At 41.3% G+C, this 25,007-nt stretch carries 18 protein-coding genes; 13 read left to right on the top strand and 5 right to left on the bottom strand.

The features are described 5' to 3' along the window. The first annotated feature begins 17 nt into the window (after window positions 1-17). From polA to queG, 13 genes are all read left to right on the top strand, one after another. The gene (gene polA / locus CZ225_RS22535; RefSeq protein WP_077155597.1) at window positions 18-2,858 is read left to right on the top strand and encodes a DNA polymerase I; all 2,841 of its coding nucleotides are present in this window, start codon (window positions 18-20) and stop codon (window positions 2,856-2,858) included. Between the two features lie 619 nt (window positions 2,859-3,477). After that, window positions 3,478-4,380, top strand: a complete 903-nt coding sequence (locus CZ225_RS22530; protein WP_025075552.1) for a serine O-acetyltransferase — start codon at window positions 3,478-3,480, stop codon at window positions 4,378-4,380. Window positions 4,381-4,396: 16 nt separating this feature from the next. Beyond that, window positions 4,397-5,866 (top strand): THUMP domain-containing class I SAM-dependent RNA methyltransferase, encoded by a 1,470-nt coding sequence (locus CZ225_RS22525; protein WP_077155596.1) that lies wholly within the window; start codon window positions 4,397-4,399, stop codon window positions 5,864-5,866. A 247-nt stretch (window positions 5,867-6,113) separates the two neighbouring features. Continuing rightward, window positions 6,114-8,252, top strand: coding sequence for a S9 family peptidase (locus tag CZ225_RS22520; protein ID WP_077155595.1), 2,139 nt, complete (start codon window positions 6,114-6,116; stop codon window positions 8,250-8,252). Between the two features lie 12 nt (window positions 8,253-8,264). Beyond that, window positions 8,265-9,539: a phosphoribosylamine--glycine ligase gene (gene purD, locus CZ225_RS22515; RefSeq protein WP_077155594.1), complete on the top strand. Its 1,275-nt coding sequence runs from the start codon at window positions 8,265-8,267 to the stop codon at window positions 9,537-9,539. 167 nt (window positions 9,540-9,706) lie between these two features. Next, window positions 9,707-10,717, top strand: coding sequence for a hypothetical protein (locus CZ225_RS22510; protein ID WP_077155593.1), 1,011 nt, complete (start codon window positions 9,707-9,709; stop codon window positions 10,715-10,717). Next, window positions 10,702-11,181 carry a YqaA family protein gene (locus CZ225_RS22505; protein WP_077155592.1) on the top strand — a complete coding sequence of 160 codons (480 nt, stop codon included), beginning with the start codon at window positions 10,702-10,704 and terminating at the stop codon, window positions 11,179-11,181. The genes CZ225_RS22510 and CZ225_RS22505 overlap by 16 nt, the downstream gene beginning before the upstream one ends. Before the next feature lie 31 nt (window positions 11,182-11,212). Then, on the top strand, window positions 11,213-11,911 hold the full coding sequence (gene mnmD, locus CZ225_RS22500; RefSeq protein ID WP_077155591.1) for a tRNA (5-methylaminomethyl-2-thiouridine)(34)-methyltransferase MnmC2: 699 nt from the start codon (window positions 11,213-11,215) through the stop codon (window positions 11,909-11,911). 27 nt (window positions 11,912-11,938) lie between these two features. Continuing rightward, window positions 11,939-12,859, top strand: a complete 921-nt coding sequence (locus CZ225_RS22495) for a metal ABC transporter solute-binding protein, Zn/Mn family (protein WP_077155590.1) — start codon at window positions 11,939-11,941, stop codon at window positions 12,857-12,859. Window positions 12,860-12,998: 139 nt separating this feature from the next. Next, window positions 12,999-13,808, top strand: a complete 810-nt coding sequence (locus tag CZ225_RS22490; RefSeq protein WP_077155589.1) for a metal ABC transporter ATP-binding protein — start codon at window positions 12,999-13,001, stop codon at window positions 13,806-13,808. Window positions 13,809-14,077: 269 nt separating this feature from the next. Continuing rightward, on the top strand, window positions 14,078-17,494 hold the full coding sequence (locus CZ225_RS22485) for a protein O-mannosyl-transferase family (protein WP_077155588.1): 3,417 nt from the start codon (window positions 14,078-14,080) through the stop codon (window positions 17,492-17,494). A gap of 99 nt (window positions 17,495-17,593) precedes the next feature. Beyond that, a complete protein-coding gene (locus CZ225_RS22480) occupies window positions 17,594-18,208 on the top strand; it encodes a polysaccharide deacetylase family protein (RefSeq protein ID WP_073350160.1) in 615 nt (204 codons plus the stop codon). A 61-nt stretch (window positions 18,209-18,269) separates the two neighbouring features. Next, on the top strand, window positions 18,270-19,247 hold the full coding sequence (gene queG, locus CZ225_RS22475) for a tRNA epoxyqueuosine(34) reductase QueG (protein ID WP_077155587.1): 978 nt from the start codon (window positions 18,270-18,272) through the stop codon (window positions 19,245-19,247). An 8-nt stretch (window positions 19,248-19,255) separates the two neighbouring features. Here queG and CZ225_RS22470 read toward each other — a convergent pair whose 3' ends face one another. The 5 genes from CZ225_RS22470 to CZ225_RS22450 all read right to left on the bottom strand — a co-directional run bounded on the left by CZ225_RS22470 (window position 19,256) and on the right by CZ225_RS22450 (window position 24,971). After that, the gene (locus tag CZ225_RS22470; protein ID WP_077155959.1) at window positions 19,256-20,503 is read right to left on the bottom strand and encodes a DUF4861 domain-containing protein; all 1,248 of its coding nucleotides are present in this window, start codon (window positions 20,501-20,503) and stop codon (window positions 19,256-19,258) included. A 108-nt stretch (window positions 20,504-20,611) separates the two neighbouring features. Next, complete coding sequence (locus CZ225_RS22465; RefSeq protein ID WP_077155586.1) at window positions 20,612-21,415, bottom strand: gluconate 5-dehydrogenase; 804 nt, start codon at window positions 21,413-21,415, stop codon at window positions 20,612-20,614. 38 nt (window positions 21,416-21,453) lie between these two features. Next, complete coding sequence (gene kduI, locus CZ225_RS22460; RefSeq protein WP_077155585.1) at window positions 21,454-22,296, bottom strand: 5-dehydro-4-deoxy-D-glucuronate isomerase; 843 nt, start codon at window positions 22,294-22,296, stop codon at window positions 21,454-21,456. Window positions 22,297-22,578: 282 nt separating this feature from the next. After that, window positions 22,579-23,703, bottom strand: a complete 1,125-nt coding sequence (locus tag CZ225_RS22455) for a BF3164 family lipoprotein (protein ID WP_077155584.1) — start codon at window positions 23,701-23,703, stop codon at window positions 22,579-22,581. Between the two features lie 149 nt (window positions 23,704-23,852). Continuing rightward, on the bottom strand, window positions 23,853-24,971 hold the full coding sequence (locus tag CZ225_RS22450; RefSeq protein ID WP_077155583.1) for a BF3164 family lipoprotein: 1,119 nt from the start codon (window positions 24,969-24,971) through the stop codon (window positions 23,853-23,855). Window positions 24,972-25,007: the final 36 nt, after the last annotated feature.

Raw genomic sequence — 25,007 nt, 5'->3', positions numbered from 1 at the left:
AAAAATTAAATAAATCTATGGAGTCAGACAATAAATTATTTCTTTTAGACGCTTATGCACTGATATATCGGGCATATTATGCCTTTATTAAAAACCCTAGAATCAATTCCAAAGGATTCAATACTTCAGCTATCCTCGGATTTGTCAATACGCTTGAGGAAGTGCTGAAGAAAGAGAATCCTAGTCATATAGGAGTAGCTTTCGATCCTGCCGGTCCTACTTTTCGCCATGAAGCCTTTGAGCAATATAAAGCACAGCGAGAAGAAACTCCGGAAGCCATTCGCCTATCCGTACCTATTATTAAAGATATCATTCGTGCTTATCGGATACCAATCCTTGAAGTTGCAGGCTTCGAAGCTGATGATGTGATCGGAACTCTTGCTACCAAAGCCGGAAAGCAAGGTATCATTACTTATATGATGACTCCTGATAAAGATTACGGTCAGTTGGTAACGGACCATGTATTCATGTACCGCCCTAAACATACCGGCGGTTTTGAAGTAATGGGTATCGAAGAGGTAAAAGCTAAGTTCGACATTCAATCCCCTGCCCAAGTAATAGATATGCTTGGTCTGATGGGTGATTCATCGGATAATATTCCCGGTTGCCCCGGAGTCGGAGAAAAGACAGCCCAAAAATTGATTGCCGAATTCGGAAGTATCGAAAATCTTTTGGAACATACCGATCAACTGAAAGGAGCTTTGAAAACAAAAGTGGAAACGAATCGGGAATTGATCACTTTCTCCAAATTTCTGGCAACGATCAAAATTGATGTTCCCATCCAACTTGAGATGGATTCACTCGTTCGCGAACAGATAGACGAAAATTCACTTCGTCAGATCTTTGAGGAATTGGAATTTAGAACTCTCATCGACCGTGTCCTCAAAAAAGAGAACTTCGGAAGTGAAACGGCAAATGGAAATAAAACTACAAGTAAAACTCCCCTCTCTTCTCTTCCTCTTTTTCCCGATGAAGAAAGGTCTGTACAAGGCGATTTATTTGCGAATTTCGCGAGCAACGGGGCGGATGATCCAAAAAAATCAAATCTAGACACGTTAGAAACGCTAGGATGCGATTATCAACTCATTGATACAGAAGAGAAAAGAAGTAAAATAATTCAAAAGTTACTTACATCTGAAATTCTTTCGTTAGATACGGAAACTACAGGAACCGAACCAATGGATGCCGAACTAGTAGGAATGAGTTTCTCTATCGAAGAAAATCAAGCTTTTTATGTACCGGTTCCACCGGAACGAGACGAAGCCTTAAAAATAGTCAATGAGTTCCGTCCGGTTTATGAAAATGAAGATTCTTTGAAAATCGGGCAGAATATCAAGTATGATATGATCGTTCTCCAAAATTATGGAGTAGAAGTAAAAGGTCCGCTCTTCGACACAATGATTGCCCATTATGTTCTTCAACCGGAACTTCGACATGGAATGGATTACCTGGCAGAAATTTATCTCCATTATCAAACTATCCATATTGATGAGCTTATCGGTCCGAAAGGAAAGAATCAGAAAAATATGCGTGATCTGTCACCTAAAGACGTTTACCGTTATGCGTGTGAAGATGCAGATGTGACACTGAAACTAAAGAATGTTCTCGAAAAAGAGTTGAAAGCTAACGATGCTGAACGTTTATTCTATGACATTGAAATGCCTCTTGTACCAGTATTGGTTAATATAGAACGTAATGGAGTACTGCTGGATACAGAAGCACTTAAACAGTCGTCAGCTCATTTCACAGCCCAAATGCAAAACATTGAGCAAGAAATCTACCAATTGGCAGAGGAATCATTCAACATTGCTTCCCCGAAACAAGTCGGAGAGATTTTGTTTGACAAACTAAAGATTGTGGAGAAAGCCAAAAAGACGAAGACCGGTCAGTATATTACATCGGAAGAAGTACTCGAAAGCCTCCGCCACAAACATCCCATAGTGGAAAAGATTTTGGAACACCGCGGATTGAAGAAGTTACTGGGAACATACATCGACGCGCTTCCCCAACTTATCAATCCTCGTACGGGACGGGTACATACGTCTTTCAACCAAACGGTAACCTCTACCGGACGACTTAGTTCAAGTAATCCGAATTTACAGAACATTCCTATCCGCGATGAAAACGGTAAAGAGATTCGCAAAGCATTCATTCCCGATGAAGGTAGCCTTTTCTTCTCTGCCGACTATTCTCAGATTGAGCTACGCATCATGGCACACCTCAGCGAAGATAAGAATATGATTGACGCTTTTCTCAGTAATTATGATATCCATGCTGCTACAGCAGCCAAGATTTATAAAACAGACCTAAAAGAAGTAGGATCGGATATGCGCCGCAAAGCTAAAACTGCTAATTTCGGTATCATTTATGGTATATCCGTATTTGGTCTTGCCGAACGGATGAATGTAGACCGTAAAGAAGCCAAAGAATTAATCGACGGCTATTTTGAGACGTATCCGGGAGTGAAGGCTTATATGGATAAAAGCATACAAATAGCTCGCGAGAAAGGTTATGTGGAGACAATCTTCCATCGGAAACGCTTCTTGCCGGACATTAACTCGCGTAATGCAGTCGTTCGTGGTTATGCAGAACGTAATGCTATTAATGCACCTATTCAGGGAAGTGCCGCCGATATTATAAAAGTAGCCATGGCACGTATTTACAAAAGATTCCGGGCAGAAGGAATTCAAGCCAAGATGATTCTTCAAGTGCATGACGAATTGAACTTCAGTGTTCCTATCAATGAAAAGGAACGGGTCGAAGAGATTGTTATTGAAGAAATGGAAAACGCTTATCGTATGCATGTTCCTTTAAAAGCTGATTGCGGATGGGGCAAAAATTGGCTCGAAGCTCATTAAAACTCCCTACTGAAGGAATATTCGAGAGATAAAGCAAAGGCTAAAAGAGGCAATAACATTATTTAACTCGGCATTCAGAAAGCAAGAGAAATGAATATTTATACAGCTTAATGCTATATTCTATATCCGGCAACTTACTGCCGGATATTTTTTTACTACCAATTTTATCAAAAAGCAAGTTGCTTTAACCAAGCATTTATAACACTTTGATAACATTTCTGGTCGCAACCATTCCTATATCAAATTTATATATACCTTTGCAACAGAAAAACAGATACATTAGTAGACAAAAGAAAAGATGCAAGAAAGCGTGCATCACTAATTATCTAAAATGGGACTACAATATATATTTTGTACAGTTCTATTCTGAACAATAGTAAGATAAAGCAAAACAAATCTATATAATAACAAAACTCTCTCATTCTAATATTCTAACAAATAGAGGACGCCGTTTCTGATGAAGAAATGGCGTTTTCATATTTTAGAAGAGTTAAGTACAAAGTAACTGGAAATGAAACGACTGATCTAATTGATTTATTTTATTCTGAATATCAACGATATTAATCATTTTTTTAATACCTTTGTGCCCATATCATATTAAAAATGAGTAACTGACCTAATGAGTCCACTGAACTTTACCCACATTTTGACACAGGCAGTCGATGAGCTATCGGAAAGCGAATCTTACAAAGGACTGTTTCATCAACATAAAGATGGCGAACCACTGCCTTCTGCTAAAGTCTTGTATGAGATTATCGAGCTTTCACGCTCCATTCTTTTTCCCGGATATTACGGTAATTCTACCATCAACAGTCGTACAATCAATTACCACATTGGTGTAAATATCGAAAAGCTATATGATTTGCTATCTGAGCAAATCTTGGCAGGGCTATGTTTTGGAACAGCAGAAGGTAAATGCAATACTTGTTCCGACTCCAAAAGAGAGGAAGCTGCCCGACTTGCCGCTAAGTTTATCAGTAAGTTGCCTTGTATGAGAAAAATATTGGCAACTGACGTAGAAGCCGCATACAATGGTGATCCTGCTGCCGAAAGTTATGGTGAAGTGATTTGTTGCTATCCTGCCATTAAAGCGATCAGTAATTACCGCATTGCACATGAATTATTAGAGTTAGGTGTTCCATTGATTCCCCGCATCATTACGGAAATGGCACATAGCGAAACTGGTATTGATATCCATCCGGGAGCTAAGATAGGTAGTTATTTCACGATTGACCATGGAACGGGTGTGGTAATTGGTGCTACAAGCATTATCGGAAATAACGTTAAGCTATATCAAGGTGTTACATTAGGAGCTAAGAGTTTCCCCTTGGATGCAGACGGAAAGCCCATCAAAGGTATTCCTCGTCATCCGATATTGGAAGACAATGTTATTGTGTACTCCAACGCCACTATCTTAGGCAGAATCACCATAGGAAAAGACGCCACTGTAGGAGGTAACATCTGGGTAACAGAAAATGTGCCTGCAGGTGCGAAAATAGTACAAACTAAAGCTAAGAAATAAATTCAAATTACAATATATGAGCGAACAATTCGAAATTATTGCCAAGACTTTCCAAGGATTGGAAGAGATACTTGCAGAAGAACTGACAACATTAGGAGCCAACGACATTCAGATAGGACGCCGCATGGTTTCATTTACAGGAGATAAGCGCATGATGTACAAAGCAAATTTCTGCCTTCGTACTGCCATTCGTATCCTGAAACCAATTAAGCATTTTACCGCTAAAAATGCCGATGAGGTTTACAGTCAGATTCAGGAAATTCCTTGGGAAGAGTATCTGGACGCTGACAAGACATTTGCTATAGATGCGGTAGTGTTTAGCGAAGAGTTCCGCCATTCGAAGTTCGTTTCATATAAAGTAAAAGACGCCATCGTAGATTATTTTCGTGAGAAAACCGGGAAACGTCCGTCAGTGCGCATCAATAATCCGGATGTTCTATTGAATATACATATCGCACAGACTACTTGCACATTGTCATTAGACTCTTCAGGTGAGTCTCTTCATCGTCGTGGATACCGTCAGGAAGCGGTAGAAGCTCCATTGAATGAAGTATTGGCAGCAGGCATGATCCTGATGACCGGATGGCGAGGAGAATGTGACTTGATCGATCCGATGTGTGGTTCGGGTACAATTCCTATCGAAGCAGCACTCATTGCTCGAAACATTGCCCCAGGAGTCTTCCGCAAAGGATTTGCATTCGAGAAGTGGGTGGATTTTGATGCGGATATGTTCGACGAGATCTATAATGATGATAGTCAGGAACGTGAATTTGAGCATAAGATTTATGGTTATGACAATAACCCGAAAGCTAATGAGATTGCAACTCACAATATAAAAGCTGCCGGTGTATCCAAAGACGTAGTATTGAAACTGCAACCATTCCAACAATTCGAGCAACCGAAAGAGAAATCAATTATCATAACGAATCCTCCTTATGGTGAACGTATTTCTACAAATGACTTGCTCGGATTGTATCAGATGATTGGTGAACGCCTGAAACATGCTTTCGTTGGAAATGAGGCATGGGTACTTTCCTACCGCGAAGAATGTTTTGACCAGATAGGTTTGAAAGCAAGTCAAAAGATTCCATTGTTCAATGGTCCACTGGAGTGTGAGTTCCGGAAATATGAAATTTTTGATGGAAAATACAAAGAATTCAAGAGCCAGGAAACAGAAGAAGGTGGAGAAGGAGAAGAGAGAAAAGACTTCAGACCTCGCAGAGAAGGGGAATTTAAGCCACGTAAAGATGAAGAATCCAGACCGAGACGGGAAGGTGAGTTCAAGCCACGCAGAGAGGGAGAATATAAACCAAGACGGGAAGGAGAGTTTAAGCCACGTAGAGAGGGTGAATCCAGACCAAGGCGAGAAGGAGAGTTCAAACCACGCAGAGAGGGTGGATACAGAGAGGAAGGAAGAGATCCGAAAGCACCGAGAGAATTCAGAGGTAATCGGGAGCCTAGAATTCCGAAGAAGACTGAAGAATAGTTAGAATGAATAGTTAATGACAAGTTCAATCATTACTCCTCATTAACTAATTGATACACAGCTTTGGGGCATAAATTATAACCTAAAACTTAAATAACAGTATCGTCTGACAGAGAGAGCTACGAAAAGCTATGTGATGAATTATTCTTGGATTTCGCTAAATTAAATGCAGTCGTTCAGATAAAAACGGCCACTCTTGGAAGAGTAACAATAGATAGATTTAAAATAAATAATAAAGAAGAAAACAATGAATAAAATTGGAAAAAGAACCATCTTGTTATTGATGGCACTGCCAATGGTAATCAATGTTATGGCACAAGAAATGAAAAAGCTGACACTGGATGACTTAATTCCGGGTGGCGAAACATACCGATATGCAGAAAACCTCTACGCGCTACAATGGTGGGGGGATGAATGCATTAAACCGGGTATGGATACAATTTATACAATTCAGCCCCAAACGGGTAAAGAAACAATGCTTGTTACTCGGGAGCAGATCAACAAAGTACTAGAAGCTAACAAATTAGGAAAGCTATCTCATTTATATTCTGTTAGCTTCCCCTGGGCGGACAAGTCACAACTACTATTGACTCTACCGGGTAAATATGTTGTATATGACTTTAAGACAGACCAACTGGCCAGTTCACTCAAACTGAAAGAGAAAGCAAGTAATCAAGATTATTGTGCAGCGAGTGGGAAAGTGGCATACACCATAGGAAACAACCTATATGTAAACGATCAGGCAGTGACCGATGAACCTGAAGGAATCGTTTGCGGACAATCGGTGCACCGCAATGAGTTCGGTATTGAGAAGGGTACATTCTGGAGTCCGAAAGGAAACCTACTTGCTTTCTACCGCATGGATGAAAGCATGGTCACACAATATCCGCTTGTAGACATTACGGCACGTGTGGGAGAAGTAAACAATATCCGTTATCCGATGGCGGGAATGACTAGTCATAAGGTAAAAGTAGGTATTTACAACCCGGAAACAGGAAAAAGCATCTATCTGAATGCAGGTGATCCTACCGATCGCTATTTCACTAATATTAGTTGGGCACCGGATGAAAAAAGCCTCTATCTTATTGAATTGAATCGTGACCAAAACCATGCCAAACTTTGCCAATACAATGCAGAAACGGGAGACTTGGTAAAGATTCTGTTCGAAGAAAGTCACCCCAAATATGTAGAGCCCCAACATCCGATTACTTTCCTACCTTGGGACGATAGTAAATTCATTTATCAAAGCCAAAAAGATGGTTTCAATCACCTCTATTTGTATAATACAGAAGGTAAGCTACTGAAACAACTAACAAAGGGAAACTGGCTAGTAAGTGAGTTGCTGGGCTTTAATACAAAAAAGAAAGAAGTTATCTTCACAGCCATAGAGGGTCTGAAAAGCGGACATTTTGCTGTTAATGTCAGCAACGGAAAGATGAATCAGCCATTCGATACTTGCAAAGAAAGCCAGCATAACGGAATACTCAATGCTTCGGGTACCTATCTCATTGACTTTTCTTCTGCTATAAATAAAGCCCGTACTATCGATTTGGTAGATACTAAAAACTTCAAAAGTATCAATCTACTTCAATCTAAAAACCCGTATGAAGGTTATCAAATGCCTACTCTCGAAACCGGAACGATCAAAGCAGCGGACGGTACCACTGATCTATACTATCGATTGATGAAACCGGCAGACTTCGATCCGAACAAGAAATATCCTGTCATTGTCTACGTCTATGGTGGTCCCCACGCACAATGTGTGACAGGCGGATGGCTGAACGGTGCACGTGGATGGGACATTTACATGGCAAACAAAGGCTATATCATGTTTACTATCGACAACCGGGGTAGTTCTAACCGAGGTTTAGAGTTTGAGAATGCTACTTTCCGCCATTTGGGTATCGAAGAAGGTAAGGACCAAGTAAAAGGAATCGAATATCTGAAGTCTCTCCCTTATGTAGACGGTAACCGTATCGGTGTACATGGATGGAGCTTCGGAGGACACATGACTACTGCTCTCCTACTCCGTTACCCGGAGATATTTAAAGTAGGTGTAGCCGGAGGTCCCGTTATCGATTGGGGATATTACGAAATAATGTACGGCGAGCGCTATATGGACACACCTCAAAGCAATCCGGAAGGATATAAGGAATGCAACCTTAGAAACCTTGCAGGACAACTGAAAGGACGTCTTTTGATCATTCATGACGACCATGACGATACCTGTGTGCCACAGCATACGCTTTCGTTTATGAAAGCCTGTGTAGACGCCCGCACTTATCCCGACCTGTTCATTTACCCCTGCCATAAGCACAATGTCTCAGGTCGCGACCGCGTACACTTACACGAGAAAATTATCCGATATTTTGAAGAACATTTATAATACCTACTGATTATGAAGATATTATTATTAGGCTCGGGCGGCCGCGAACATGCACTTGCATGGAAAATTGCCCAAAGTCCAAAAGTAGAAAAGTTGTATATTGCACCGGGAAATGCAGGAACCACCGCCGTAGGCGAAAACGTAAATATCAAAGCTACTGATTTTGATGCAATCGGTGCTTTTGCTGTAAAAGAGAATATCAATATGGTTGTTGTAGGTCCGGAAGATCCGTTGGTACAAGGTATCTACGACTACTTTCAGAATCATCCCGAATTGAAACATATTGCCGTTATCGGTCCTTCTGCCAAAGGAGCACAGTTGGAAGGGAGCAAAGAGTTTGCGAAAGGTTTCATGATGCGTCATCATATCCCGACAGCACGCTACAAAAGCATTACAGCCAATAACCTTGAAGAAGGACTGTCCTTCCTCGAAACGCTGGAAGCTCCTTACGTACTGAAAGCAGACGGCCTTTGTGCCGGAAAAGGTGTTTTGATCCTGCCTACACTGGATGAAGCCAAAAAAGAATTGAAAGAAATGCTTGGGGGCATGTTTGGTTCTGCATCGGCAACTGTCGTTATCGAAGAGTTCCTGAGTGGTATCGAATGTTCCGTATTCGTACTTACAGATGGAGAGAACTACAAAGTACTTCCTGTTGCCAAAGACTACAAACGTATCGGAGAAGGTGACAAAGGCCTCAATACCGGTGGTATGGGTAGCGTAACTCCTGTCCCGTTTGCAGACGAAGAATTTATGGAAAAAGTACGTACACGCATCATCGAACCTACCATCAACGGGTTGAAAGAAGAAAATATCACGTACAAAGGTTTCATTTTCCTCGGATTGATCAGAGTAAAAGGCGAACCGATGGTCATTGAATATAACGTTCGTATGGGCGATCCGGAAACAGAGAGTGTAATGCTTCGTATCCAGAGCGACTTCGTTGAATTGCTGGAAGGTACAGCCGCAGGCAATCTTAACGAAAAGGAATTGGTTATGGACCCACGCTCCGCAGGTTGTGTGATTCTTGTTAGTGGCGGTTATCCCGAAGCTTACGAGAAAGGATTCCCTATCAGCGGACTGGAACAAGCTACCACCACGGACAGTATCATTTTCCATGCCGGAACAGCCGTAAAAGACAGTCAGGTGGTAACAAATGGAGGACGTGTCATTGCAGTTTGCTCTTACGGTGCAACTAAAGAAGAAGCATTGGCTCAGAGCTATAAAGTGGCAGACATGATCAATTTCGACAAGAAATACTTCCGTCGCGACATTGGATTTGACCTGTAAAACAGGAGATAGTAAAACCGTTTGGTAGGCATATATACTCACCGTGGTGGGTATATATGTACAGCACGGTGGATCTATATGCCCACCGCAGTGTACATATAGGAACAGTAAACGACTCAAAAGACGGAGATCAAATACACAGTAAATCTCTTGTTAAACTTTAATTAATGAGGAACAAAAGACTACAAAGCCAGATAACAGCAGGACGTTGGACATTACCAGCCGTCATCCTTATCTGCACTCTCTTCTGGGTGCTGACTTCCCTCTTATTGCCCGACCTCACTTCCTCATTAGGCAAAGAAGGAGGTTCTACTATCTGGCAGTCTACCCGTTCCCTATTGCTCCCCTCATGGGCAGACCGTATTGTCAGCTATCTGGTATATGCAATTATCGGCTATTTCCTGATCGAGATAAACAACCGTTTTACCATCATACGTATGCGGGCTTCCGTACAGACAGCGATTTACTTTCTGCTAGTCACTGTCTGCCCGGAAATGCACCTGTTATATGCCGGAGACATTACTGCTCTTGCTTTTTTGGTCTCCCTTTATTTTTTATTCAACAGCTATCAACAATCACAAGCATCAGGCAATCTGTTTTATTCCTTTTTCTTTATCGGAGCAGGAAGTATCTTTTTTCCTCAGCTCACTTTCCTGTCGGTGTTGTGGTTACTCGGAGCTTACCGTTTTCAATCACTCAATCCACGCAGTTTCTGTGCAGCGATATTGGGATGGATGCTTCCCTATTGGATGTTATTCGGACACGCCTTCTTCTACGGTCAGATGGACTTGTTCTACCGACCTTTCTACGATCTGATTTCGTTTGGAAATGTCTTCGATTTACAATCCTTGCAACCCTGGGAATTTGCAACACTTGGCTTCTTGCTTGTATTATATATTGTCAGTACAGCCCACTGTATTGTTGCCGGTCTTGAAGACAAGATACGCACACGCGCCTATTTGCAGTTTCTTATTGAACTGACTGCTTTCCTCTTTTTGCTGATAGCCTTACAGCCGATGCTATGTAACGACCTGCTACCACTTCTGATGATAAGCAGCAGTATCCTAATCGGACACCTTTTTGCGCTGACCAACAGTAAAACATCCAATGTGTTTTTCATTATAACGATGGTTAGCCTCATCCTCTTATTCGGTTTTAATATATGGACGCTTTTATAGATTCAACCATACAACTTCTCATTGATTGGGGATTGCCGGGATTGTTTATTTCGGCCATGTTAGCAGGAAGTATTATACCTTTCAGTTCCGAGCTCGTGCTAGTTACATTAGTAAAACTCGGTCTAAATCCTACCGCATGTATACTTGCTGCTACACTGGGCAATACAGTGGGTGGAATGACTTGTTATTACATGGGTCGTCTAGGCAAGATAAGCTGGATTGAGAAATACTTTAAAGTAAAGAAAGAGAAAATAGACAAGATGGTTACCTTCCTGCAAGGGAAAGGGGCATTGATGGCATTCTTTGCTTTCTTGCCAGCCATTGGCGAAGTAGTGGCCATTGCACTGGGATTTATGCGAAGCAACACATGGCTTACTGTCACTTCCATGTTTATAGGTAAACTATTGCGCTACATTCTTCTGCTATATGTATTGGAGAATGCCTGGAACATAGTTGCAGGATAAAAGAGACATAAAGATAAGAAATTAAAATAGGATGAAAAGAGTCATTGAAAAAACCGACGACGGAAGTGCAACTCTGTTTGTACCCGAATTGAATGAGCATTATCATTCAATCAAAGGGGCACGTACAGAATCGCAACACATTTTCATCCACATGGGACTGGAAGCATCTGATGTGCCCTCACCCCGAATTCTGGAAATTGGCTTCGGCACAGGACTAAATGCCTGGCTTACGCTTGAGGAAGCAGAAAGAAACCACCGGAATATACACTATACAGGATTAGAACTCTATCCTCTGGAATGGCCGATAATAGAGCAACTAGGCTATATCGAGGATAGCGAACAACTAACCATAAATAACCAACCGGTAACAGCTATCGAACTGTTTAAACAGCTTCACATTTCACCTTGGGAAGAGGAAGTCTGCCTCAGCCCACACTTCACCCTGCGGAAAGTACAGGCAGACTTTAACGAATGGATCTTCCGTTCTCTGCCAGACAGCCCTGATATCGTCTATTTCGATGCATTTGCCCCCGAAAAACAACCGGAAATGTGGTCTCAAGAACTATTCAACCGTTTGTATGTTTTATTAAGCAATGATGGGATTCTGACCACTTATTGTGCCAAAGGAGTAATCCGGAGGATGTTGCAAACCGCAGGATTTGTAGTCGAACGTTTACCGGGCCCTCCGGGAGGTAAACGGGAAATATTACGAGCCCGCAAACAAGTATAACAATCAAAGAAATTAAAAGAACCAGTCATGAAAAAACAACTAAAAAATAAATGTACTTTCTTGTTGCTCAGCACCTGTCTTTTACTGGCAGCTTGCACAGGAAATTCATCCAAGTCAAACGGTAAAGAAGGTGAAAAACCGGTTATCACCGTTACCCTGGAACCGCAACGTTACTTCACCGAAGCAATTGCCGGTGACAAGTTTAAGGTAGTCAGCATGGTTCCCAAAGGTTCCAGCCCGGAGACTTATGATCCTGTCCCGCAGCAGCTTGTATCCTTGGGGGATAGTAAAGCGTATTTCCGAATCGGCTATATCGGATTTGAACAAACATGGATGGATCGTTTAATGAATAATACTCCGCATATACAGATGTTCGATACCTCAAAAGGGGTAGATCTTATCCTGAGTAATGATGATCCGGGACATGGACATACGTCTCATGATGGTCATATTCACTCTATAGAGCCTCATATATGGAATTCTGCAACCAATGCTTTGATCATTGCCGGAAACACCTATAAAGCACTCTGCACGCTCGATAAAGCCAATCAAGCTTATTATTTCGCACGTTATGATTCTCTCTGCCAACGCATACAATATACAGACAGTATCATTTGCGAGCAGTTGTCAAAACCTGAAGCGGCCAAAGCATTTATGATTTACCATCCGGCTCTCTCCTACTTTGCCCGTGATTACGGACTGCATCAGATCTCTATCGAAGAGGGAGGAAAAGAACCCTCTCCTGCTCATTTGAAAGAATTGATAGACTTATGTAAAGAAGAAAACGTACAAGTTATCTTCGTACAACCGGAGTTTGACAAAAGAAATGCAGAGACAATAGCGCAGCAAACGGGAACACGCGTGGTCCCCATCAATCCGCTGAGCTATGATTGGGAAGCGGAAATGCTGAATGTGGCAAATGCACTTATGCCTGTTGAGAAACCCTGATAAACGGACAATCTGCACCCAAAGCCTCTTTGAATATTTCATTGGCTTGGGTGCGTAGCTGTTTGACTAACTTCTTGATTTTATCGTTTAATTGCTTACCTTTGCTCCAATAATATCAAACTACAAGTAGGAAGTAACTATGGCTGCAACTCCCATCATCGAAATAAAGAATCTTTCTGCCGGGTACGACGGTCGTACCGTTCTTCATGATGTAAACCTCCATATCTACGAACGGGATTTCTTAGGTATTATCGGTCCCAATGGAGGAGGTAAAACGACATTAATCAAATGTATCCTAGGTCTGTTGAAACCTACCGGAGGGGAAATAATCTTTCATACCGGGCAAAGCGATAACCATTCTCAAGCCCCAACTTCCAGCTCAGAAATTTCTCTCGGTTATCTCCCGCAATACAACAGCATCGACCGGAAGTTTCCTATTTCAGTAGAAGAAGTAATCTTGTCAGGTTTAAGCATTCAGAAATCGCTAACCTCACGCTTTACGCCGGAACAAAAAGAGAAAGGAAAACAAATCGTTTCCCGTATGGGACTGGAAGGTCTCGAACATCGCGCTATCGGACAATTAAGTGGCGGACAACTACAACGTGCTCTATTGGGACGTGCCATTATCTCCGATCCTTCCGCCTTGATTCTTGATGAACCAAGTACCTATATCGACAAACGTTTCGAAGCACGTCTGTACGAATTGCTGGCTGAAATCAATAAAGAGTGTGCCATTATTCTCGTCAGCCATGATATCGGTACGGTACTTCAACAAGTGAAATCCATTGCTTGTGTCAATGAGACACTGGATTATCATCCAGATACAGAGGTCACTACAGAATGGTTGGAAAAGAACTTCAATTGTCCGATCGAATTACTTGGACATGGAACACTTCCACACCGCATTCTTGGAGAACATCATCACCATCATCACAACGATACTCCTTGATAAAAAGTACACAATCATAATTCTCATGCTATCAACCTCTAAGCACTTTATTTTAGCCACTTATCAGGTATTAATATCCTATTTCTCAACTATTAATACTTGCCATTTAAGCTATTAATACCTGTCAAGTAGATTATTAATAGCCCACAAACTACGAAATCGCCCCTCTGATACTTAATAAATCTTACTTTCTTCTACTTTATGCCCGTAAATCATTATCTTTGCGCCCGTCTAATCTGTTTTTAACGAATAAACTACGATAAGTGCTAATGAAACAGTACAGAACCGTAAACAACCTGATGGGTTGGCTTACATTCATCATTGCAGCAACGGTCTATTGCCTTACAATAGAGCCGACTGCTAGTTTCTGGGATTGTCCCGAGTTTATAACCACCGGCTACAAACTGGAAGTCGGTCATCCACCCGGCGCACCCTTCTTTATGCTGATGGCAAATTTGTTTACTCAATTTGCTTCCGACGTAACCACTGTTGCTAAAATGGTAAACTATATGAGTGCCCTGATGAGCGGTGCCTGTATCCTATTCCTTTTCTGGAGTATTACCCATTTAGTTCGCAAGTTAATCATCACCGACGAGAATAACATTACCAAAGGGCAACTCATAACAATTATGGGTAGCGGACTGGTAGGTGCTCTGGTCTATACATTCAGCGATACCTTCTGGTTCTCAGCAGTAGAAGGCGAAGTATATGCTTTCTCTTCCCTGTTCACCGCCATTGTATTCTGGCTGATCTTGAAGTGGGAAGACGTAGCCGACCAACCCCACAGTGACCGTTGGCTTATCCTGATTGCTTATTTGACGGGATTGAGTATCGGCGTTCACTTGCTGAACTTGCTTTGTCTACCGGCGATCGTATTGGTATATTACTACAAGAAAACACCGAATGCCACTGCAAAAGGTTCATTGCTTGCCCTCATCGGATCGGGCGTACTGGTAGCAGCCGTACTTTATGGTATCGTTCCGGGTATCGTGAAAGTAGGTGGTTGGTTTGAGCTCATGTTTGTCAATGGAATGGGAATGCCGTTCAACACAGGCGTAGTGGTTTATATCATCATTCTGGCAGCTTCCCTTATCTGGGGTATATACGAAAGCTATACGGAGAAAAGCAGACTACGTATGGCTATCTCCTTTATCCTCACCATTGCCCTGTTGGGTATTCCGTTCTACGGACATGGAGCCAGCAGCATCCTGATTGGTATTTTAGTGATTGCCGTATTGGCTATCTACCTTGCTCCACAGGTGCAGGAAAAGATAAAAGAGAAATGGCGTATTTCCGCACGCACCATGAATACAACTTTGTTGTGTACCATGATGATCGTGATCGGATATTCGTCTTATGCACTGATCGTAATCCGTTCCACAGCCAATACTCCGATGGATCAGAACTCCCCGGAAGACATCTTCACTTTAGGTGAATACCTGGGTCGTGAGCAATACGGAACACGTCCGCTCTTCTACGGTCCTGCTTACTCATCAAAAGTAGCACTCGAGACCAAAGATGGCTATTGCATACCTCGCCAATCAGAAACCGGAGTAAAATATATCCGTAAGGAAAAGACTTCTCCGGACGAAAAAGACTCTTATATCCAACTTCCCGGACGCATCGAATACGAATATGCACAGAACATGCTATTCCCCCGTATGTACAGTGCCTCACATGCCGGACTCTACAAACAATGGGTAGATGTGAAAGGTTATGATGTTCCTTACGACCAATGCGGTGAAATGGTGATGGTAAACATGCCTACGCAATGGGAAAACATCAAATACTTCTTCTCTTACCAATTGAACTTCATGTACTGGCGTTACTTCATGTGGAACTTTGCAGGACGTCAAAACGATATTCAAGGCAGTGGAGAAATCGAACATGGCAATTGGATTACAGGTATCCCATTCATAGATAACCTACTAGTAGGCAACCAGGAATTACTCCCACAAGACCTGAAGGACAATAAGGGACGCAACGTCTTTTACTGCCTACCGTTGATACTTGGACTGATCGGCCTGTTCTGGCAAGCTTATCACAGCCAACGCGGTATTCAACAATTCTGGGTTGTTTTCTTCCTGTTCTTTATGACAGGTATTGCCATTGTGCTCTACCTCAACCAAACACCTGCACAGCCTCGTGAACGTGACTACGCGTATGCAGGTTCCTTCTATGCCTTTGCCATCTGGATAGGTATGGGAGTAGCGGGTATCATTCATTTATTACGGGAATACTGTAAGATGAAAGAACTTCCGGCGGCGGCATTAGCTTCCGTACTTTGCTTATTGGTTCCTATTCAAATGGCAGGACAAACCTGGGATGACCACGATCGTAGCGGACGTTTCGTTGCGCGTGACTTCGGTCAGAATTATCTGATGACCCTTCAGGAAGAAGGCAATCCGATCATCTATACGAATGGTGATAACGACACCTTCCCTCTGTGGTACAATCAGGAAACAGAAGAATTCCGCACCGATGCTCGTACTTGTAATCTGAGCTATTTACAGACCGATTGGTACATCGACCAGATGAAACGTCCGGCCTACGATTCACCTTCACTCCCTATCACATGGGATCGCGTGGAATACGTAGAAGGACAGAATGAATATATCCCTATCCACCCGGAAGTAAGATCGCTTATCGACAACTATTTCAAACAGGCAAATGAATTAGCTGCCCAAGGGGATACTACCGTACTGTCACTTGTTCATTCCATCTTTGGTGAAAATCCTTATGAACTGAAAGAAATCATTAACCGTTGGATGCTCGGCAAGAATGATCAGCTTAAAGAACTGCTCAAAAAGACAGGACAGGACATCAAATTACCACTTATTCCTACAGACAGTATTGTCATGAAGATCGATGAAGAGGCTGTCCGCCGCTCCGGAATGAAGATACCGGAAGCATTGGGTGACTCTATCCCCGAATATATGACTATCTTACTGAAAGATGCAAACGGTAGTCCCAAACGCGCACTCTACAAGAGTGAACTGATGATGCTCGAGATGCTTGCCAACGCAAACTGGGAACGTCCTATCTATATGGCAATCACTGTAGGTAGCGAAAACAACCTGGGTATGACCAATCATTTCATACAAGAAGGTCTTGCCTACCGTTTCACTCCGTTTGATACTGATAAGCTGGATAGCAAAATCGACAGTGAAAAGATGTACGACAACCTGATGAACAAATTCAAGTTCGGAGGTATCGACAAACCGGGTATCTATATTGATGAAAATGTGATGCGTATGTGTGATACACACCGTCGTATCTTCACTCAGCTTGTCGGCCAACTTATCAAGGAAGGTAAGAAAGACAAAGCTCTTGCCGCACTTGACTACGCTGAAAAGATGATACCTGCTTACAACGTACCTTACGACTGGAGAAACGGTGCCTTCCAAATGGCAGAATCATACTATCAACTAGGCCAGACAGAGAAAGCAGATAAGATAATCGATGCACTTGCCAACAAGTCGCTCGAATATATGATTTGGTATCTCAGCCTCAACGACAACCAGCTTGCTATCGCAGGTGAAAACTTCATGTACAATGCAAGCTTGCTTGACGCTGAAGTCCGCCTAATGGAAAAATACAAATCAGAAAAACTCGCAAAACATTATTCCGCACAACTCGAACAATTATACAACGAGTACGTGACGATAATGAAAGGAAAACAATAATAAATTAAGCATGAGAATAAAGAATGAAGAATGGGTTGCGCACCTTATGTCGCACTGGATTCTTCATTCTTCATTCTGCATTTTTTATTCAATTAGTTTATGTTTATAGAACAACCGCCTTGGCTTTTCCGAGCGTTGTACCCACAAGCCATCTTCCGCATGGACCCGAACGAACGGGCAGTTTATCTGACTTTCGACGACGGACCTATCCCGGAAGTAACCCCTTGGGTGTTAGAGTTGCTGGAAAAGTATGATATTAAAGCCACATTCTTCATGGTAGGCGATAATATCCGCAAACACCCGGATGTATACCGGATGGTGGTAGAACACGGACATCGCATTGGTAACCACACTTTCAACCACATCCGAGGATTCGAATATTCCAATCCGGAATACCTGGCAAACACAAAAAAGGTAGACGAAATGATTCATTCCGAACTGTTCCGCCCACCACATGGGCACATGGGATTCCGGCAGTACTACACATTGCGACATTATTACCGAATCATTATGTGGGACCTTGTGACACGCGATTACAGTAAACGGATGCGTCCCGAACAAGTCCTGAATAATGTAAAACGTTATGTAAGAAATGGCTCTATCATTACTTTTCACGACTCTCTGAAGTCCTGGAATAACGGGAATCTTCAATATGCACTTCCCCGAGCCATCGAGTTTCTGAAAGCAGAGGGATACGAGTTTAAAGTATTATAAGCTGCAAGATACTAAACCCTGGTTTACCACAAGATATTTATAACGAGACAAGTCTTTTTATATGAATAAACTTCTCTCTTCCGAACAAATAAAAGCCGAAGCCACTCGCCTCGGCTTTTCCGCTTGTGGACTGGCACCTGCCGAAGCTGTCAATGAGACTGTTGCAACTTCCTTCCGCCAATGGTTGGCTGACGGCTGTCAGGCAGAAATGGCTTATATGCAAAATTATGAAGATAAACGCCTTGATCCTCGTCTATTGGTTGAAGGAGCACGCACAGTCATCAGTGTCGCATTAAACTACTATCCGGAAACTAAACTTCCGATAGAGGAGTATCAGATAGCCTGGTATGCCTACGGAAAGGATTATCACGATGTGATGAAGAAAAAACTCAATGCTCTACTGGAATTTATCATGCTCTCATCCACTAGCTCAGAGACAATCGTTCCAGCTACTTCTCCCCTAACGGTTAGCGGTCGCGTCTTTTGCGACACAGCACCTATACTCGAACGGTATTGGGCATGGCGCGCCGGACTCGGATGGATAGGAAAAAACACACAACTGATCATTCCTCATGCCGGTTCTTGCTTCTTTTTAGGAGAAGTGATTATCAATATAGTAGCCGATAATTATGATATTCCGCAGAAAAGTCGATGTGGTTCATGCACCCGTTGCATAGACGCTTGTCCAACAAAAGCTTTAGAAGCCCCTTTCCGGCTTAATTCCGAGAGATGTCTTTCCTATCTTACCATTGAATATCGTGGGGACCTTTCGCCCAATATGGGACAAAAAATGAATAAAAAAATATATGGATGTGATGAATGCCAGTATACCTGCCCATGGAACCGCTATTCCACTCCTTGCCAAACAGAAGAATTTCACCCCTCTCCTTCTCTGCTGCAAATGAAAAAAAGTGATTGGCAAAGTCTAACAGAGGAACAATATAAAACCCTCTTCAAAGGGAGTGCCGTGAAAAGGGTTAAATATTCGGGATTAATGCGAAATATCCGTATCGTAAAAGAATCACCGGAATCTAAATAATCAATTCATTAATAGGATACAATAAGTGGAGCATGCAGTTTCTGCACATATTGAGCCATATACTCATTCCAAGCATCCACTGTCTTAATAGCTGCCTTATCCCATGCAGAACCCCAATAATAGGTATATTCAGCACCTGGCTGGTAGTCACTGACCGCCAATAAATGACCATCTGCTCCGGCACGCTCTTCTTTCTTCTCCTTCTCTGAGAAAAGTACGGCCTTGGCTTCATTGATTTGAGCAGGAAAAGCAGCTCCGATAAATATCTTACCATTACCGGCCTTCGGGTTTCCAGTCGGATCTACATAAGTCATATATCCGTTAGCAACATCGGTCTTTATGGTCCCATCCGGCTCATGAAGAACAATTCCGGTAACTACGGGTACTGATTCTTTCAGATTCGTATAAGAAACCACCGTTTTATTCAAATAAGAATGGGCATCCAACGTAATTACACGAGTCTCCACAACATTAGAATCACCACGTACCACTAAGGGATTATACTCCAGCTTCACAGTAAAACGTAAGGGACCATTATCCAGTATTTCCTGTGTACGATAGCAATAAGGATATATAATGGTATCCCCCACCATCAAGGCAGATGTACCGCCTCCCAGTGTAGGACCTACATTATAACAATCCATTCCATTGCCATGATCGATATGATAGGAAATAGCACGCTCCAGTTCTCTGGCAGCCTTAGGATCGGTCTTCTTCAATTCTGCTATTTTTGCCCGTTTTTCCTTGCTCACTTCATTGGCATAACGAGCTTCTACAACAGGCTCTGTTGTATTATACTTAGTAAACACATCATAACCGAACCCACGTTCGCCGCGTTGCTGCAAAGCCGGACCATATGCACGAAAAGCAACCAAATCATTCTCCCAAGCTACATCATCCAAACGCTCCGGGTAGTATCTGCCACATGCTATCACATTATAAGGCTCCGGCATACCTTCCTGAACGGTATAAGTTACTGTACCATTGGCTTTCACCGTTGCCGGGAAAATAACTTTCTGATCATAGGTTATCTGGTAAGGAACTTGCTGCCCATCCATGTCAAGTATCACAATCTGTGCTGTATCTGCCAATTTCAGTTTAGCAACTACATCACTCATTGCCAGCTCAACCATCTCACCTATACGTTCCAGTCCCAAAGGATTAGACACTGTCACCGTCATTGTTTGTTTGCTATCTACACAAGAAGAAACACAACTCATGATGATAACAGTTATTAGAATTAATACCTTTCTCACTTTCATTGATTGATAAATAATGAAGTTTGGACTAATAATTAAGAAATTGATAATGGATATCATGACCATACAGCCACAATTATCCATTATCAATGATCCATTAAAAAACTATTTTGGTTGTTTACCGATGTATGCAAGGATACCTCCGTCTACGTAGAGTATATGTCCATTGACCGCATTAGAAGCTTCTGAAGCCAGGAAAACAGCAGGACCTGTAAGTTCCTGAGGATCTAACCAGCGACCGGCAGGAGTCTTGGCACAAATAAATGAATCGAATGGGTGACGGCTTCCATCCGGTTGTTTTTCACGCAAAGGGGCAGTCTGCGGCGTAGCAATATAACCCGGACCAATACCATTACATTGGATGTTGTACTCACCATACTCAGAACAGATATTACGAGTCAGCATCTTCAAACCACCTTTGGCAGCAGCATATGCTGATACAGTTTCACGACCTAACTCTGACATCATAGAACAGATGTTGATAATCTTGCCATGCCCCTTTTTCATCATTGCCGGCAAAACAGCCTTAGACATGATAAAAGGAGCGTTCAGATCAATATCGATTACACGACGAAAATCAGCAGCTTCCATCTCGTGCATAGGAACACGACGGATGATACCTGCATTATTTACAAGAATATCGATGCTACCCACTTCTTTTTCGATGGTAGCAACCATAGCCTGAACAGCCGGTTCGTCTGTTACATCGCATACATAGCCATGAGCCTTAATTCCCTTTTCAGCATAAGCAGCCATTCCTTTATCTACTAATTCCTGATTGATATCATTGAAACAGATAGTAGCACCTTGTTCTGCATAAGCAGAAGCAATAGCAAAACCAATACCATAAGAAGCACCTGTTACGAGAGCTACTTTACCTTCCAGAGAAAAATTCAAAAACTGATTCATAATCTTTTGTTATTAAATTAAGAGGATTATTTTAATTGTTATTTCAAGTCTGTAATCAATGAGAAATCCTGATCACCGTAATCAAGGTTCTCTCCACCCATCCCCCAAATAAAGGTATAATTGTGGGTAGCAGCAGCCGAGTGAATAGACCATTCAGGAGAAAGAACCGCCTGATCACCTTTCATCCATACGTGACGGGTCTCGTCTACTTCACCCATAAAATGACAGATGGCATGATCTTCGGGAATCTCAAAATAGAAATAAGCTTCCATCCGACGGCTATGGACATGAGCCGGCATCGTATTCCAAACACTTCCCGGAGCCAACTCCGTCATTCCCATCTGTAATTGGCAGGTAGGAAGTACCTGATTCACCAACATCTTATTGATATTACGGTGATTGGAGCCTTCCAACGAACCCATTTCGGCTACTATTGCATCAGCCTTTGTCACTTTACGATCCGGGTAATTTCGGTGTGCTGTCAAAGAGTTGAAGTAGAACTTAGCAGGGCGGGAAGCATCCTTACTTTCAAAAGTCACCATACGGTCTCCTGACCCCAGATAAAGGGCTTCCTTATAATCAAGTTCAAAAACTGCATCACCAGCCTTTACTACACCCGGTCCTCCAACATTGTAAATACCCATTTCACGACGAGTCAGGAAGAATGGGGCTTTCAACGGATCAATCGCTTCAAGAGTCAGTACCTCTCCTACTGGCAATGCACCTCCCACTACCATACGGTCATACATGGAATACACCATATTCACTTCATTGGGAGCAAATATCTTTTCGATTAAGAAATCGCGACGGATTCTTTTAGTATCATAATTTTTTGCATCCTCCGGATGGGCAGCATAGCGAATCTCATAGTTCGTTTTCATATCTTATTATTTTAATTATTGAATAAGTTCTCTATTCCAGATGTACTCCGTTTGCGTACACGATGCAAAAATAATAAAAGAAAACGTCTTTGCATTACAATTTTGTTTTAATTATCCATCAAAAATGTCTGAATTGATGCGATATATATCTTTTTAACGAACTATAATACGATTTGATTGGGAGCAGGTCTTTCATATTTAATTAAAAAATCAGCACTCAGATTATATGAGTCACCACAACAGAATTCCCCGGAATTTCCAGAATGAGAAACTGAAGCAGAACTAACGGGATTCCGATCCTTTATTAAGCTCATCCAAATCATAGTAAAAGACATCATCTGTCTTTGGTCCAATAATATAGATTCTATTCCGGACAGTATCTACACACATCTTATCGACATCATGATCTGTAGCGATCTTACTCACTAATTTCCCTTTCCAATCAAAGATATAAATAGTATTAATATACGGAATTTCTCTCGCTCCCCAAGGCAACTTTCCCCAATACAAGGCATATATAAATTTATCATCTGCCGCTAAACGTACAAAATGGTTCTTAATCTCTTTTTTCCCTTTGAAAACAGAAAAATCTTCCCCATTCTCTAAACGATATCCTGTTATTTTGCCAGTTTCCACATCGATAATATTAAGTTGAGGAAGATGAACCATGGCTTGTACTATTTTCGTCCCATCAGGTTTAAAAGCGTCACTAGAATTAAAAAAAGCTTCTGGTATAATAGATGCTTCACTATTTTTAATCGTCTGTTTATAAATTGAATAAGTTCTTAAACACTGATTGGCATCAATAGACCTTTTCTGATAAATTGGTAATGTGGCATCATCCTTATCTATAGGCAAAGCAGCAACCTTAGCCAATAATTCATTTCTACTTTTAAGAAACAAACCACTGTAACATGCATTATTATTTTCCGTTTTCCAAGTATAAGGAATCGTTTCAATAATAGTTTTACCTTCTCTTATCGATTGGCTTATATTCCAAATTAAAATATTTTCCTTATGTGCCTCAAACAAAAGTGCTTTCAATTCATTCTTTTCTTTAAATAATTGATAAATCAAACTTAAAGAATAAAATTCGCCGGGACCTCCTCCTTTATTACAAAAAACACCTATTTCCTGCCCTGTATTTATATTAAACACATTATAAAAATGATCTTTCAATTTAGGATTCATAAAAATGATGAGAGAATCATATACAAAAGGCGTTCCATAGTTTGCGCCATCCAAAAATACAGATTGTAACTTAACGGTTTCCACTCTATCTATAGTATCCCTAATTGGGTGAATATCACCATTGAAACATTCATCATCATTACTTTTCTGACAACTCGTTGAAACACAAGAGTAAATGACCAACAACGTGTAAAAAACAAATTCAACTCTTTTCATGATTTCAGATAATTCATTATTTTATAAATTTATAATATCCCAAAAATGAATACATAAACCCTTTTTCTTGATATTTAAAGAATGAATTCTCCACTTTTGAGATGTATTGTTGAAATTAGATACCCTTGTAGCAGATAACAGAGTCAAGACTAATGAGCCCCCCATTCTTTGTTAAGCTCATCCAATTCATAATAAAAGACATCATCCGTCTTACTCTCAATGATATAGAATCTATTCCGGACCGTATCCAGCCATATGCTACTTATATAATGATCTACCTTCAATTTATCTATTAAATTGCCACTCCAATCAAATACATAGATTGTATTGATGTCTCCCCATTGTACTTTCCCCCAATACAATGCATATATATAATTGTCATCAGCCTGTACAAGTCCATAGAAGTTTCTTAATTGTTTTTCTCCTTTAAAAATTGAGAAATCCAAACCATAGTTAAGACGATATCCGACAACCTCTCCTGTTTGCACATCCACAATATTCAATTGAGGAAGACGTATCATAGCTTGTACTATTTTAGTGCCGTCCGGTTTAAATGTATTATTAGAGTTAAAAAAACACTCAGGCAGAAGAGGTAATTCCTTATTTTTAATCGTTTGTTTATAACTTTGATAGTCCTTCAAGCATTTATTAGTATCAAGAGTCCGTTTCTGGAAAAAAGGCAAAGTTGCATCATCATCACTAATAGGAAAAGCACTGACTTTAGTCAATAACGTGTTGCTATCTTGAAGAAACATTTCATTATAACAAGCACCTTTATTTTCATCCCTCCACGCATAAGGAATGACCCTATCCATCACTGTCTTGCCTTGCTCCAAGGATTGAGTTATATTCCAAATCAACAGTCTTTCCTCATTGGGAGCAAAAAGAAGGGTTTTCAATTCATTTCCTTCTTTAAAAAGCTGAAAGATAGGACCCACAGATGCAGCCTCTTCCGGCCCGCTCCCTTTATTACAGAAAGTACCAAGTTCTTCTCCTGTATCTATGTTGAATACATTGAAAAACTGATTAGGTAATTTAGAATTCATGAAAAACATAAGTGAATCATAAGCAGCAATCCATCCATAATTTGCCCCATTCAGAGGCAGGGGTTTCAATTGTAAATTTCTAGCATTCTCTATACCATCTTCAATATTTTGAATCTTTCCATTGAAGTACATACTATCATCATGATGCATTTTACTACAATTGGTATTGGTACAAAGAATCAAGATAGACATAAAATAAAACACTCCTTTAATTCTTTTCATCTTCCAAACATTTTACTACAAATTAGATTATTCAAG

The sequence above is a fragment of the Bacteroides bouchesdurhonensis genome (assembly GCF_900155865.1).
Classification (GTDB): Bacteria; Bacteroidota; Bacteroidia; order Bacteroidales; family Bacteroidaceae; genus Bacteroides; species Bacteroides bouchesdurhonensis.
The sequence above is the reverse complement of the archived record's forward strand: the minus strand, read 5'-3'. Positions and strand labels throughout refer to the sequence as shown.